The sequence below is a fragment of the Azospirillum sp. TSO35-2 genome (assembly GCF_003116095.1).
GTDB lineage: Bacteria > Pseudomonadota > Alphaproteobacteria > Azospirillales > Azospirillaceae > Azospirillum.
On the sequence record NZ_LGRA01000021.1, the window covers coordinates 2,202,424 to 2,214,846 of the forward strand.

At 68.9% G+C, this 12,423-nt stretch carries 14 protein-coding genes and 1 pseudogene; 4 read left to right on the forward strand and 11 right to left on the reverse strand.

Annotated elements, in window-relative coordinates:
- The 3 genes and pseudogenes from TSO352_RS34310 to TSO352_RS26005 form a co-directional block, all read left to right on the forward strand.
- Positions 1-351, forward strand: a pseudogene (locus TSO352_RS34310) (folate-binding protein); the annotation flags it as partial.
- A gap of 195 nt (positions 352-546) precedes the next feature.
- Positions 547-942 carry a hypothetical protein gene (locus tag TSO352_RS34315; protein ID WP_282183908.1) on the forward strand — a complete coding sequence of 132 codons (396 nt, stop codon included), beginning with the start codon at positions 547-549 and terminating at the stop codon, positions 940-942.
- 95 nt (positions 943-1,037) lie between these two features.
- Positions 1,038-1,571, forward strand: a complete 534-nt coding sequence (locus tag TSO352_RS26005) for a PRC-barrel domain-containing protein (protein ID WP_109110011.1) — start codon at positions 1,038-1,040, stop codon at positions 1,569-1,571.
- A gap of 141 nt (positions 1,572-1,712) precedes the next feature.
- On the opposite strand, the gene TSO352_RS26010 is transcribed toward TSO352_RS26005, so the two are convergent.
- The 4 genes from TSO352_RS26010 to crcB are packed head-to-tail and all read right to left on the reverse strand — an operon-like array spanning position 1,713 to position 4,610.
- Entirely contained in the window at positions 1,713-2,408 is a 696-nt protein-coding gene (locus TSO352_RS26010; protein ID WP_109110012.1) for an ATP12 family protein, read from the reverse strand.
- A gap of 3 nt (positions 2,409-2,411) precedes the next feature.
- The gene (locus tag TSO352_RS26015; RefSeq protein WP_109110013.1) at positions 2,412-3,116 is read right to left on the reverse strand and encodes an HAD-IA family hydrolase; all 705 of its coding nucleotides are present in this window, start codon (positions 3,114-3,116) and stop codon (positions 2,412-2,414) included.
- Between the two features lie 7 nt (positions 3,117-3,123).
- Positions 3,124-4,209 carry an RluA family pseudouridine synthase gene (locus TSO352_RS26020; RefSeq protein WP_109110014.1) on the reverse strand — a complete coding sequence of 362 codons (1,086 nt, stop codon included), beginning with the start codon at positions 4,207-4,209 and terminating at the stop codon, positions 3,124-3,126.
- Positions 4,209-4,610 carry a fluoride efflux transporter CrcB gene (gene crcB / locus TSO352_RS26025; RefSeq protein ID WP_109110015.1) on the reverse strand — a complete coding sequence of 134 codons (402 nt, stop codon included), beginning with the start codon at positions 4,608-4,610 and terminating at the stop codon, positions 4,209-4,211. Before crcB ends, TSO352_RS26020 begins: the two co-directional genes overlap by 1 nt.
- A gap of 116 nt (positions 4,611-4,726) precedes the next feature.
- On the opposite strand from crcB, the gene TSO352_RS26030 reads away from it, so the two are divergent.
- Entirely contained in the window at positions 4,727-5,308 is a 582-nt protein-coding gene (locus tag TSO352_RS26030) for a cysteine hydrolase family protein (RefSeq protein ID WP_199231725.1), read from the forward strand.
- Positions 5,309-5,310: 2 nt separating this feature from the next.
- Here TSO352_RS26030 and TSO352_RS26035 read toward each other — a convergent pair whose 3' ends face one another.
- The 7 genes from TSO352_RS26035 to TSO352_RS26065 all read right to left on the reverse strand — a co-directional run bounded on the left by TSO352_RS26035 (position 5,311) and on the right by TSO352_RS26065 (position 12,414).
- Positions 5,311-6,168 carry a dienelactone hydrolase family protein gene (locus TSO352_RS26035; protein WP_109110016.1) on the reverse strand — a complete coding sequence of 286 codons (858 nt, stop codon included), beginning with the start codon at positions 6,166-6,168 and terminating at the stop codon, positions 5,311-5,313.
- 98 nt (positions 6,169-6,266) lie between these two features.
- Complete coding sequence (locus TSO352_RS26040) at positions 6,267-7,019, reverse strand: ABC transporter ATP-binding protein (protein ID WP_247872441.1); 753 nt, start codon at positions 7,017-7,019, stop codon at positions 6,267-6,269.
- A 16-nt stretch (positions 7,020-7,035) separates the two neighbouring features.
- Positions 7,036-8,283 (reverse strand): lipoprotein-releasing ABC transporter permease subunit, encoded by a 1,248-nt coding sequence (locus TSO352_RS26045; RefSeq protein ID WP_109110017.1) that lies wholly within the window; start codon positions 8,281-8,283, stop codon positions 7,036-7,038.
- Between the two features lie 151 nt (positions 8,284-8,434).
- Positions 8,435-9,748, reverse strand: a complete 1,314-nt coding sequence (proS, locus tag TSO352_RS26050) for a proline--tRNA ligase (protein ID WP_109110018.1) — start codon at positions 9,746-9,748, stop codon at positions 8,435-8,437.
- A 156-nt stretch (positions 9,749-9,904) separates the two neighbouring features.
- Complete coding sequence (locus tag TSO352_RS26055; RefSeq protein ID WP_247872442.1) at positions 9,905-10,399, reverse strand: hypothetical protein; 495 nt, start codon at positions 10,397-10,399, stop codon at positions 9,905-9,907.
- A gap of 11 nt (positions 10,400-10,410) precedes the next feature.
- On the reverse strand, positions 10,411-11,325 hold the full coding sequence (locus TSO352_RS26060) for a hypothetical protein (protein ID WP_109110019.1): 915 nt from the start codon (positions 11,323-11,325) through the stop codon (positions 10,411-10,413).
- A 513-nt stretch (positions 11,326-11,838) separates the two neighbouring features.
- On the reverse strand, positions 11,839-12,414 hold the full coding sequence (locus TSO352_RS26065; RefSeq protein WP_109110020.1) for a DNA-3-methyladenine glycosylase I: 576 nt from the start codon (positions 12,412-12,414) through the stop codon (positions 11,839-11,841).
- Between the last annotated feature and the right edge of the window lie 9 nt (positions 12,415-12,423).

Genomic DNA, 12,423 nt, shown 5'->3' on the forward strand with positions numbered 1-12,423 from the left:
GAAGAACAGGACGAGGCGGAGGCGAGAATGGCGGCGGAATACGCGGTGCTGGACCAGCGGAGCGTGGTGGCGGTGGCGGGCGAGGACCGCAAGGCCTTCCTGCAGGGGCTGGTGTCCAACGACGTGCTGCGCGTCGCGGCCGACCGCGCCGGCTATGGGCTGTTCCTGACGCCGCAGGGCAAGTTCCTGCACGACTTCACCATGGTTGAGTCAGGCAACGATTCGGACGCCGTCCTGCTGCTCGACCCCGAGACCGACCGGCGGGCCGACCTGCTGCGCCGGCTGAAGATGTACAAGCTGCGCTCCAGGATCGCGCTGGAGGACCGCGCTGAGCGGCTTCACGTCGTCGTCGCCTTCGGCGAGGGCGCGCTGGCGGCGCTGGGCCTGCCGGCCGAAGCGGGGGCCGCCCGGCCCTTCGGCGGCGGTGTCGCCTTCACCGACCCGCGCCTGCCCGGACTCGGCGCCCGCCTGTTCCTGCCCGCCGACGGCATCGCGGCGCTGGAGGCGGCCGGGCTGACGCCGCGCGACGCCGCCGACTGGGACCGGCTGCGGCTCGGCCTCGGCGTGCCGGACGGCAGCCGCGACCTGATCCCGGAAAAGTCGATCCCGCTGGAAAACCGGATGGACGCGCTGAACGCGATCTCCTGGGACAAGGGCTGTTACATGGGGCAGGAACTGACCGCCCGCACCAAGTACCGCGCCCTGATCAAGAAGAAGCTGTTCCCTGTGACATTCCTGGGGCCGGCGCCCGACGCCGGGACGCCGGTGACGGTGGAGGGCAAGGAGGCCGGCGAGATCCGCAGCGGCCGCGACGGCGCCGCGCTGGCGCTGCTGCGCCTGGAGGATTTCCAGCGCGCGATGGAGAACAAGCTGACGCTGCTGGCCGGCCCGGTGGCGGTCGCGCCACGGGCTCCGGACTGGGATCCCACCACGTCGGGGTAGTCCTTCACCGAAAGAATTCCCGGAAGGTGAGATCAAAAGGGCGTCACGGGTGTTGTTCCTGTTGTCTTTCGACACAACGACAAAGGAGCCACCCCATGCGTCGCACCCTGATCGCCACCGCCGCCACGCTGGCCTTGCTGTCCGGCGCCGCCGTCGCGCAGACCACGTCGCCGACCGTGGGCAACCCGTCGTCCTCGACCTCCACCATGTCCAACACGGCGATGCCGGACAGCAAGGCCGGCAGCCCCACCGGCGGCCAGATGGCCAGCGCCGACGAACTGATCGGCAAGAACGTCTACGGCCGCGACAACAACAAGATCGGCGAGGTCGAGGACGTCATCCTCGACGGCACCGGCAAGGCCAAGCAGTTGGTCATCAGCTCCGGCGGCTTCCTCGGCATCGGCGAGAAGCAGGTCGCGGTCGACTACACCGCCGCCAACTGGGACGCCCAGAACAACCGCCTGAACCTCGCCGGCATGAGCCGCGACGACGTGAAGTCGATGCCGGAGTTCAAGTACGACGACACCATGACGTCGCTGAACAAGCACCGGAAGTCGTCCACCACCACCGAACCGGTGGCGCCGGGCGCCGCGCCGACCACGGGTTCGGGGAGCACCCCCGCGAAGTAACACGCGGACGGTTCCGGGGGCGCTTCACGGCGCCCCCGTCCCGGTGTCATTGCATTCGAGCCTGGGGCAGCCACGTTTGGCCGAGGGTGCCCTTCTCCCCACAAGGGGAGAGGGGCGCAAGAGGGGTGCGCCCCGCCCCGATCACCCGCGCAGCAAATCCACGAAGCGCCGGCAGGCGTCGATCTCGGCGCGTACGTTCCGGCGGCGCTTGGTCGCCTCGGCGTCTTCGCCCCATTGCTCGATCTGGTAGGTTTCGTCCAGTTGCGAGACCTCGAACGCCTCCTCGGCGCTCAGCCGGCCTTCCAGCAGGGCCAGCGCGACGATGATCGAGCCGCACACCCCCGTCGCGGTCTGCAAGGCCGACAGGTACCAGTCGTCGGTCGCCTCCACCACACGGCGCAGCGCGACCAGCGCCTCGTCCGGCTGCGGCTTCGGCATCAGCCCGACACAGACGGTCAGCGGCGCGTCGTACTGCAGCGCCGCCCAGTCCAGCAACGGCTGCCACAGCCGGGCCTGTCGGTCGACCAGCGGCTGGGGATGGTCGGCGCGGTAGCACAGCAGGTCGGTGCCGGCGTAGGCGCTGACCGCCTCGACGATCTCCGCCCGCTTGGCCGGGATCAGGTCGACCGCGGTGCTGGAGAACTGCATCAGCGGCATCGAATGGGGATCGATCCGGTCGTCCTGCGCATTCCATTCGTCGGCCACGCCCTGGGCCAGCGTCCGGCTGGAGAAGACCAGCGGCGCCTTGGCCGGGCTGCGCACCGGACGGCCGTCCAGCTCGACCTGGAAGCCGCCGTCCGTTTCGCCGACGCCCGCGGCCTTGTAGAAACGCTTCATCGCTTACCTTTCCAGCAATTCCAGCACCGCGTCGGCGACCTCGCGCCCGCGGTGGACGATGCGGTCGGCACCGGCCCGCTCCAGCTCCGGCACCGCGTGGTACCCCCAGGAAACGCCGACCGAGGCCACCCGCGCGTTGCGGGCCATCTGGATGTCGTAGGTGGTGTCGCCGATCACAACCGTCCCCGCCTCCGCGACGCCGGTTTCCGCCAGCGCGCGCTGGACCATGTGCGGGTTGGGCTTGCCCGGCCCGACGTCGGCGGTCTGCAGGGTGACGAAGCGGCCGGTCAGCCCATGCCCCTTCAGCACCGCGTCCAGCCCGCGCCGCGACTTGCCGGTCGCCACGCCGAGCAGCACACCGGCCTCCTCCAGCGCCGCCAGCGTGTCGAGGATGCCGGGGAACAGCGGCTCGTCGACCTCGCCCCGGCTGCGGCTGGCGGCGAAGGCGCGCTTGTAGCTCTCCGCCACCGCCACATGGTCGGCGGGGGCGAGCGACGGTTGCAGCAGGGCCACCGCCTCAACCAGCGACAGGCCGACCATGCGCCGGACCTCCATCGGGTCGGGTTCGCCCAGCCCATGTTCGGCCCAGGCGGCGGTCATGGCGTCGATGATGGCGAACTGGCTGTCGACCAGCGTGCCGTCGCAGTCGAACAGCGCAAGGCGCAACGGGGCCGGTTGGGACGAAGCCGGACGGGACGGGAGGCTCATCGCGATGTCACTCCAGATCCTCGAACGGGTCGCCGCGCAGGTTGGCGCTGAAGCCGAGATACTTCCAGGTCGCGAGCATGTGGTCGGGCAGCGGGGCGGTCACGTCGATGGTCTTGCCGCCGCGCGGGTGCGGCAGGATCAGCCGGCGGGCGTGCAGGTGCAGCTTCTTCGCCACCTCCGCCCCGGCCAGGAAGGCGTCCTGCCCGGCGTATTTGCCGTCGCCCAGGATCGGCGTGCCGATGGCCGCCATGTGGACGCGCAGCTGGTGGGTGCGGCCGGTCAGCGGCCACATGGCGACGAAGGCGGTTTCCTTGCCGGCGTTCTCCAGCACCGAATAGACGGTGACGGCGCGCTTGCCCTCTTCCTTGTTCTCGGCCACCCGCTCGCCGTGCGGGCCGCCTTCCTTGGCCAGCGCCAGATCGATCTTACCCTGGTAGGGCTTGGGCACGCCGACGGTGGCGGCCCAATAGATCTTGCGCACGGCGCTGCCGCGGAACATCTCGGTCAGCTTGCTGGCGGCGAAGGTGGTGCGGGCGAGCAGCAGCACGCCCGAGGTGTCCTTGTCCAGCCGGTGGACCAGCTTCGGCCGCTCCGTCCCGTCGAAGCGCAGGGCGTCCAGCATGGCGTCCAGATGCTTGGTCGTGCCCGTGCCGCCCTGCACCGCCAGCCCGGCCGGCTTGTTGATGGCGATGACGTCGGCGTCACGGTAGAGCACCATCGCCTGCAGCTCGGCCGCCTGCTTGTCCGACACCGGCTTCGGCTTGGCGCCGACATGGCCGGGAGTCTTGGCCGGAGCGGCCCAGGCGGCCAGCGGCGGGATGCGGATCGCCTGCCCCTTCGCCAGCCGGTCGGAGGTCTCCGCCCGCTTGCCGTCGACACGGACCTGCCCGGTGCGCAGCAGCTTCTGCAGATAGCTGTGGTTCACATCGGGGTAGTGCCGCTTGAACCAGCGGTCGAGCCGCATGTCGGCCTCGTCGGCGGTGACGGTGCGGGTTTCGACCTTGCTGTCGCCGGATTTTTCGCCGGATTTTTCGCCGGTTTGGGCGTCGGGCTTGGCAGCGGGATTGCCGGCGGGCTTGGGAGACTCAGTCATCAGATGGACACCGAAACAAGAGAACGCACGACCCACAGGCCGGCAAAGAAACCGATCACGCTCAACAGGACCGAGGCGAGGCAATAGCCCAGCGCCGCCGCCATCTCGTCCCGGCCGACCAGGACACCGATGTCCAGCGTGAAGGACGAGAAGGTGGTGAAGCCACCCAGCACGCCCACCATCAACAGCGCCCGCATCTCCGGCGAGGGCGTCCAGGTCAACACCGCCAGTTCCGACAGCACGCCCATGACCGTGCAGCCCAGCGCGTTGACGACGATGGTGCCGAAGGGAAAGCGTGTGCCCACCCACTGGCCGATCAGCATCAGCATCAGGTAGCGCACGACCGAACCGGTCGCACCGCCGACGGCGACGGCGAGCAGCGAAAGAGGGGATGCGAGCACAGCGCCTCCGGACGCGGGATGGTGACGGGGGACCGTCGGGAACGGGTGAAGCGCCGGATTAGAGCCAGATTCCGGCGGACTTGTCACGCGGCGGACGCAGCGGCAGGATCGACGGGATGGAAACCCTGCCTCCCATCCTGCCCGCCGATGCCGCACTGCTGATCGTCGACCTGCAAATGGCGATCGACGACCCGCGCTGGAGCCGCGTCGGCCCGCGCAACAACCCGCAGGCCGAGGCCAACGTCGCCGCCCTGCTGGCGGCGTGGCGGCGGACCGGGCGGCCGGTGGTCCACATCCGCCACGATTCGACCGAGCCGGACTCGGCCTACCGTCCCGGCGGCCCCGGCCACGCCTTCAAGCCGGAGGCGATGCCGCTGCCGGGCGAACGGGTGGTGGCCAAGACGGTGAACAGCGCCTTCATTGGCACCGACCTGGACGGCTGGCTGCGCGGCCGCGGCATCGGCACGCTGGTGATCGCCGGCGTCATCACCAACAACAGCGTCGAGGCGACGGTGCGGACGGCCGGGAATCTCGGCTACGACGCGCGGCTGGTCGCCGACGCCTGCTTCACCTTCGCCCGCCGCGACCATGCCGGCCGCCACCGCACCGCCGAGGAGGTCCACGACCTGTCGCTCGCCAACCTGGAGGGCGAATACGCGACGGTCACCGACACCGCGACGGTGCTGGGGATGGTTTAAGCTTACGCCAGCTTCTGCTTCAGGAACTGCACGCTGCGCGTCCAGGCGAGGTCGGCGGCCTCCTTGTTGTAGCGCTCGGCCGAGGTGTCGTTGTGGAAGGCGTGGTTGACGCCGGGATAGACCAGGATCTGGTGCTCCACCCCGGCCTTCTTCAGCGCCTCGTCATAGGCGGGGATGCCGGCGTTCACCCGGTCGTCCAGTCCGGCGTAATGCAGCATCAGCGGCGCCTTGACCGTGGCAACCAGCGCCGGATCGGGCGTCGGGCCGTAGAAGGCGACGCCGGCCTTGAGGTCGGGCGCCTTGATCGCCAGCCGGTTGACCATGCCGCCGCCCCAGCAGAAACCGATCGCCCCGACCTTGGCCGAGGAATAGCGGTAGGCCATCAGGTAGCTCATCGCCGCGACCAGATTGTTGACCGTCTTGTCGGCGTCGAGCTGCCCGAACATGTCGCGCGCCTTGTCGGCGTCCGACGGCGTGCCGCCCAGCGGCGACAGCAGGTCGGGGGCGAGCGCGACGAAGCCCTCGGTCGCCAGCCGCCGGGTGACGTCCTCGACATAGGCGTTCAGGCCGCGATTCTCGTGGATGACGATCACCGCCGGCGCCTTGTCGGCCAGCTTCGGCCGGGCGAGATAGCCAGCAATGTCGCCGGTGGCGCCCTGGAAAGACACCTTTTCCGCCGCAAGCCGGCTGTCGTCCGCCGCGACCACGGCGGCACGGGCGTAGTTCGGCTCGATGGCGGCCAGGATCGCCGGGATGGCGGTGGCGCTGCCCGCCAGCACCGCCAGCCGTTCCAGGAACACCCGGCGCGGCAGCGGCGCGTGGGTGTATTCGTCGTACAGGTCGATGATGCGCTGGTCCATCCGTCGGGCCCCCCGTTTGTCTTTTCGCGCAGCGGTCGCGGAGAAGAGTGGTGGCGCCATCGGCCGTTGGCAACAGCGCCGATTCCCAGCCTTTCGCCCTATGACGTCGCGGTTTGGGACGTCTCGGTTTGCGACTCGCCCTGCAGGCTCGCCGGTTCGCCGACCGGGGTCAGCTCGCTCGGCGAATATTCCACCAGCAGCCCGTCACGCATCTCCAGCACGCGGTCCATCCGGCGGGCGAGGTCGAGATTGTGCGTCGCCACCAGCGCGCCGACCCGCGCCTGCCGGACGATGGCCGACAGCATGGCGAAGACATGCTCCGCCGTGTGGGGATCGAGGTTGCCGGTCGGCTCGTCGGCGATCAGCAGCGACGGCGCGTTGGCCAGTGCGCGGGCGATGGCGACGCGCTGCTGCTCGCCGCCCGACAGGCGGGCCGGACGGTGGGTGGCACGCGCCTCCAGCCCGACCATGCGCAGCAGCTCGTCGGCGCGCTGCCGGGCGATGGACTTCGACACGCCAGCGATCATCTGCGGCAGGACGATGTTCTCCCGCGCCGAAAACTCCGGCAGCAGGTGGTGGAACTGGTAGACGAAGCCGATGGAGCGGCGCCGCACCTCGGTCCGCTTGCCGTCGTCCAGGTTCGACACGTCGGTCCCGGCGATCCGCACGGTGCCCGAGGTCGGCCGTTCCAGCAGGCCGGCGATGTGCAGCAGCGTCGATTTGCCCGCCCCCGACGGGCCGACCAGCGCCACCAGCTCGCCGGCACCGACCCGCAGGTCGGCCCCGCGCAGCACCTCCAGCGTTTCGCCCGCCTGTTCGAAGCGGCGGACGATGCCCGTCAGTTCCAGCATGTCGTTTCGATTGGGCTCACTCATAGCGCAGGGCCTCCACCGGATCGAGCCGGGCGGCGCGCCAGGACGGGTAGATGGTCGCGGCGAAGGACAGGCCGAGCGCCATCAGCGTCACCTGCGTCACCTCGCTCCAGTCGATCCGGGCCGGCAGGTGCGACAGGAAATAGATCTCGGCGTTGAACAGGTTGGTGCCGGTCAGCCCCTGGATCACCTGCCGGATGCTCTCGATGTTCAGCGCGAAGGACACGCCCAGCGCCACCCCCAGCACCGTGCCGGTCACCCCGACGCTGGCGCCGGACAGGAAGAAGATGCGCATGATCATGCCGCGCGTCGCCCCCATGGTGCGCAGGATGGCGATGTCGCGGCCCTTGTCCTTCACCAGCATGATCAGGCTGGAGATGATGTTGAAGGCCGCCACCATGATGATCAGCGACAGGATCAGGAACATCACGTTGCGCTCGACCTGCAGCGCGGTGAAGAAGCTGGCGTTGGACTGCTGCCAGTCGACCACCCGCCCCTCGCCCGCCACCACCGACTGCACCGCGGCGCGCGCGGCGCCGATCTGCATCGGGTCGTTGACGAAGACCTCCAGCGAGGTCACGGCGTCGCCGGTGCGGAAGAAGGCTTGCGCCTCCTCCAGCGGCAGGAAGATGAAGTTGTTGTCGTACTCGAACATGCCGACGTCGAAGATCGCGCCGATCGGGTAGCTGCGCATCCGCGGCACGGTGCCGAAGGCGGTGACGTTGCCCTGCGGCGCGATCAGCGTCAGCTGGTCGCCGACCGACAGCCCCAGCCGCTGCGCCATGCGCACGCCGATGGCGATGCGGTCCTCGCCGAAATCCTCGGCCGAGCCGCGGATGACGTTGGTGGCCAGCGTCGGGCGGACGCGGAAATCCTCCGGCCGCACCCCGCGCACCACGGCGCCGGAGGCGGCGCCGCGCACCGACACCAGCGCCTGTCCCTCCACCGTCGGGGTGACGTTGGTCACGCCGGGGGTGTTGCGCAGCCGGCCGGTCAGGATGTCGAAGTCGGGCAGCGGCCCGCCGCGCGCGTTGTAGACGTTCAGATGGCCGTTGAGGCCGAGCACCCGGCCCAGCAGCTCCGCCCGGAAGCCGTTCATCACCGCCATCACGATGATGAGCGTCGCCACGCCGAGCGCGATGCCCAGCAGCGAGAACCCCGCGATGACCGAGATGAACCCTTCCTGGCGGCGCGCCCGAAGGTAACGCATCGCGACCATGCGTTCGAAGGCGTTGAAGATCATGCGGGGGTCCTGTGGGTGGGCGGAAGCGATGCCCTAGATAAGAACGTGAGCGTGGCGGGAAAAGGGCACTGTACCGACGGGCAGCCGGTCCCTCTCCCGGCGCTTGCGCAAACACCATTTGCGCGTGCGCCGGGAGAGGGACGCGAACGGATCAGCCCAGCAGCTTCGCCAGGGCCGCCTCGACCGGCAGTTCTTCCTTCTCGCCGGTGGCGCGGCGCTTCAGCTCGACGACGCCGGTCTTCAGGCCACGCGGGCCGACGACCAGCTGCCACGGCACGCCGATCAGGTCCATGTCGGCGAACTTGGCGCCGGGGCGCTCGTCGCGGTCGTCGTAGGCGACGTCCAGGCCGGCCGATTCGAGCTTGGCGTACAGCTCGGCGCAGACGCGGTCGGTTTCAGCGTCGCCGGTCTTCAGGTTGATCAGGCCAACGTTGAACGGGGCCACGGCGTCCGGCCAGATGATGCCGTTGTCGTCGTGGCTCGCCTCGATGATGGCGCCCATCAGGCGCGACACGCCGATGCCGTAGCTGCCCATCTCCACCGGGATCGACTCGCCGTTCGGGCCGGCGACCACCGCGTTCATCGGCTTGGAATACTTGGTGCCGAAGTTGAAGATGTGGCCGACCTCGATGCCGCGGGCCGACACCAGCTCCGACTCCGGAACCGGGCAGGAGGCGGCGTCGTGCTTCTCGTCGGTGGCGGCGTAGATCGCCGTCGTGCGGTCGAAGAAGGGCTGCAGGTCGTCGTCGAAGCCCGGCGCGTCCTTCAGGACGTCCAGGTTCAGCCAGTCCTTGTGGCAGAAGACGCCGCTCTCGCCGGTGTCGGCCAGGATGATGAACTCGTGGCTGAGGTCGCCGCCGATCGGGCCGGTGTCGGCGCGCATCGGGATCGCCTTCAGGCCCATGCGGGCGAAGGTGCGCAGGTAGGCCAGGAACATCTTCTGGTAGGCACGCCGCGCGCTGGCCGGGTCGATGTCGAAGGAGTAGGCGTCCTTCATCAGAAACTCGCGCCCGCGCATCACGCCGAAGCGCGGGCGGATCTCGTCACGGAACTTCCACTGGATGTGGTAGAGGTTCAGCGGCAACTGCCGGTAGCTCTTGATGAAGGAGCGGAAGATGTCGGTGATCATCTCCTCGTTCGTCGGGCCGAACAGCATGTCGCGGTCGTGACGGTCGGTGATGCGCAGCATCTCCTTGCCGTAATCGTCGTAGCGGCCGCTCTCGCGCCACAGGTCGGCCGACTGGATGGTCGGCATCAGCAGTTCCTGCGCGCCGGCCTTGTCCTGCTCTTCGCGGACGATCTGCTCGATCTTGCGCAGCACCCGATAGCCCAGCGGCAGCCACGCGTAGATGCCGGCGCTGGTCTGACGGATCATCCCGGCCCGCAGCATCAGGCGGTGCGAGACGATCTGCGCCTCGGTCGGGGTCTCCTTGAGGGTCGGCATGAAGAAGCTGGACAGCCGCATGGCTCTGCTCTCGTGTGCGAGGTGTTCAAAAGGCGTGCGGCGCGACACCCCATCAAGGATGCCGCGACCACGGGTGAGCGACTTTAGGAAGGTCGCCCGCGCTTGTCCACCATGCCACTCATCGCCAGCGGTCGCGCGGGCGCCGATCCGGCCGGATCAGCGGCTACGGCAATAGGCGGCGAGCCGCTCCGCCGCCGCCGGTTCGATCGGCTGGCCGTTCAGGTACAGCCGGTTGCCCATCACGGTCAGCCACACCGCGGTCACGTCGTTGGGCAGGCCGGGCGCCGACGCCATGGGAAAGCCCATGCGCCGGGCGAGATCGACCGACAGCGGCAGGTCGATCGGGATCGGCGGCGCCGCACCGGCGGAACCCGGCAGGTCGGCGGGCGCCACCGGCCGGCCATGCACGTCGACGCCGGGCCGGTATTCGACGTCGGGCGCCGGTTGGTGCGCGGTGAGGGTCTGGCACAGCGACAGATCGACCACCGGCCGCTGCCCGCCATCGGGCGACAGCCGGACCGGCCCCTGGACCGGGGGCTGCGACTGGGCCCGCGAGGGACCGGCGCACACCCCCGCCGCGGCGATGCCGAACGCCAGAAAGGCGGCCGTCCGGCCTGCCCGTCGGGCCCGATGCGCGTTGCTCCCCTTCATGCCGATCCCCGTCATAGTGTGTGCCGCTCCACCACCGGCGCCGGGTTCGACATCGACTTCCAGTAGATCGCCAGATAGGGCATGCCCTTCTCCGCTTCCTCCTGGGTGCGCGCCGACTGGCGGATGTATTTGCCGATGAAAGGCTTGTTGACGTGCTCCAGGTCGACCGCCGCCTTCAGCACCAGGAACTCCCCGATCCGGTCGGGCAGGTTGTAGTGCCACTTCTGCAAGCATTCGGAGGTGACGCCGGGCTTCGCCTGCTCCGGTTCCGGCAGGTGGAACTCCTGATGATGATACTGCGAGATTTCCTTCCAGGCCTGCGCCACCCGGCCGGGCTTGACCCGCGGCAGCGCCTTCAGGATGCGGACGTCGTCGTGGAACAGCGGCAGGAAGCCGCGCTTCTCGCCCAACTCGCTCAGCATGATGTGCAGACCGGCCAGCACCCCGCTGTCCGACCCGCCATCCGCCCCGTGGTCGCCGGAGCGGCCGCCGGGCGTCCTGTCCGGCCGGCGCCCGAACAGCGAGCGGAAAAAACCCTTCTTCGGTTTGTCGGATCCCGAGGCGGCGCTGTCCTGACCCACCTTGCGCTCGTCCCACAGCGAATCCCAGGCGTATTCCCAGGCGGTGAAGACGGCGTTGGACCGGTCGTCGAGCACGGTCAGCAGATACTCGCGCCCCTCGCGGGTCCAGTCGACGTCGCCGACGATGGCGCGCACCGGCCGGCGGCTGAGCACGACCGGCAGGATGCCGACCCGCACCAGATCGCTGTAGAACTCGACGAAGGACGGGGTCTGGATGAAGGGCAGCCGGGAGCATGGCTGCAGCTCCGGCGCCAGCAACTCCATGCTCTTCTTGGTCCGCTCCAACAGTTCGGTCGTCAGAACCGCGGCGAACTGATTGAACCGTTCGTTTTCGTTCGCGGTCATCGGCGCCTCGACGGTCGTTCCTTCCCTGCCCACGGCCTTGCCCGGTCATGACCGGACAAAAGGCGGTACGAAGCCGGGCGGCATGGCCATCCGGCGGTGGTTCGAAGAGCCGGGATCCGGGGAACCCGAACCGGAGCTAAGCGAAGCAACGCTACCAAGTAAACCGTTAACGTTTTCTAGAGCAAGGAAGGAAATTTTCTGTCCGCGCCACGGATGATCAAGGGGGGCGCCTTTCCCTGGCCCCCGTGCCCGGCGCCCCCGGCCGGAAGGCCGATAAAGAAAGGCCGCGCGGCACGAAGCAGCGCGGCCATATGAGTTTAGGGAGGAATCGCCACCAGGCGTCGGAAAGGAGGGAAAACGACGAACGCTGTCCCCCCTCGTCACATCAAAAAGAGTGAACCCGCGCCGCGGCGGTGGCAAGCCCAAAACACAGGCAGACGCTGTCTCTGCTTAAAGATTTTGCATTTTTGCCCAGGCTTTCGGCGATTGCTGATGTTCTGAGCGGTGTTTTGCCTATTTTGCGGGCTCATAGCCCCGATAGCCGGCGTCCAGGGCGGCCTTCCAGGGCGGACTCTGCGCCAGCACCACCGCCTGCACCGGGCAATCGGCCTGATGCGCACCCGGCAGATAGCCGAGGCTCATCAGGAATTCCCCGACGATCTCGCCGCCGGTGAAACGGAAGGTGCGGCCGAACAGCGTCACCCACTCCGCCTTGGTCAGCGGGTGATGGGCGCGCAGCCAGCCGTCGAACGAGCCGTGGCTGTCGCGCAGCGCGACGATCCGGCGTGCGTTGTCGATGACGGCGTCGACCTTCAGCCGGTTGCGGATGATCCCGGCGTCGGCGAGCAGCCGCGCCCGCTCCGTCTCGCCATAGGCGGCGACGCGGTCGATGTCGAAGCCGTCGAAGGCGGCGCGGAACGCCTCGCGCTTTTTCAGGATGGTCAGCCAGGACAGGCCGGCTTGGTTGATCTCCAGCACCAGCCGCTCGAACAGCACGCGGTCGTCGGCGCTGGGAAAGCCGTATTCGCCGTCGTGGTACGGCCCGTGGTGGGGATGGCCGGGAGCGGCCGCGCAGTAGGTCACGCTCACCCGAACACC

Bases quoted from the DNA above. Each gene is read 5' to 3' on its own strand.
- TSO352_RS26005 (WP_109110011.1), top strand. From the start codon at position 1,038: ATGCGTCGCACCCTGATCGCCACCGCCGCCACGCTGGCCTTGCTGTCC.
- TSO352_RS26010 (WP_109110012.1), bottom strand. From the start codon at position 2,408: ATGAAGCGTTTCTACAAGGCCGCGGGCGTCGGCGAAACGGACGGCGGC.
- TSO352_RS26015 (WP_109110013.1), bottom strand. From the start codon at position 3,116: ATGAGCCTCCCGTCCCGTCCGGCTTCGTCCCAACCGGCCCCGTTGCGC.
- TSO352_RS26020 (WP_109110014.1), bottom strand. From the start codon at position 4,209: ATGACTGAGTCTCCCAAGCCCGCCGGCAATCCCGCTGCCAAGCCCGAC.
- TSO352_RS26030 (WP_199231725.1), top strand. From the start codon at position 4,727: ATGGAAACCCTGCCTCCCATCCTGCCCGCCGATGCCGCACTGCTGATC.
- TSO352_RS26035 (WP_109110016.1), bottom strand. From the start codon at position 6,168: ATGGACCAGCGCATCATCGACCTGTACGACGAATACACCCACGCGCCG.
- TSO352_RS26040 (WP_247872441.1), bottom strand. From the start codon at position 7,019: ATGCTGGAACTGACGGGCATCGTCCGCCGCTTCGAACAGGCGGGCGAA.
- TSO352_RS26045 (WP_109110017.1), bottom strand. From the start codon at position 8,283: ATGATCTTCAACGCCTTCGAACGCATGGTCGCGATGCGTTACCTTCGG.
- proS (WP_109110018.1), bottom strand. From the start codon at position 9,748: ATGCGGCTGTCCAGCTTCTTCATGCCGACCCTCAAGGAGACCCCGACC.
- TSO352_RS26055 (WP_247872442.1), bottom strand. From the start codon at position 10,399: ATGAAGGGGAGCAACGCGCATCGGGCCCGACGGGCAGGCCGGACGGCC.
- TSO352_RS26060 (WP_109110019.1), bottom strand. From the start codon at position 11,325: ATGACCGCGAACGAAAACGAACGGTTCAATCAGTTCGCCGCGGTTCTG.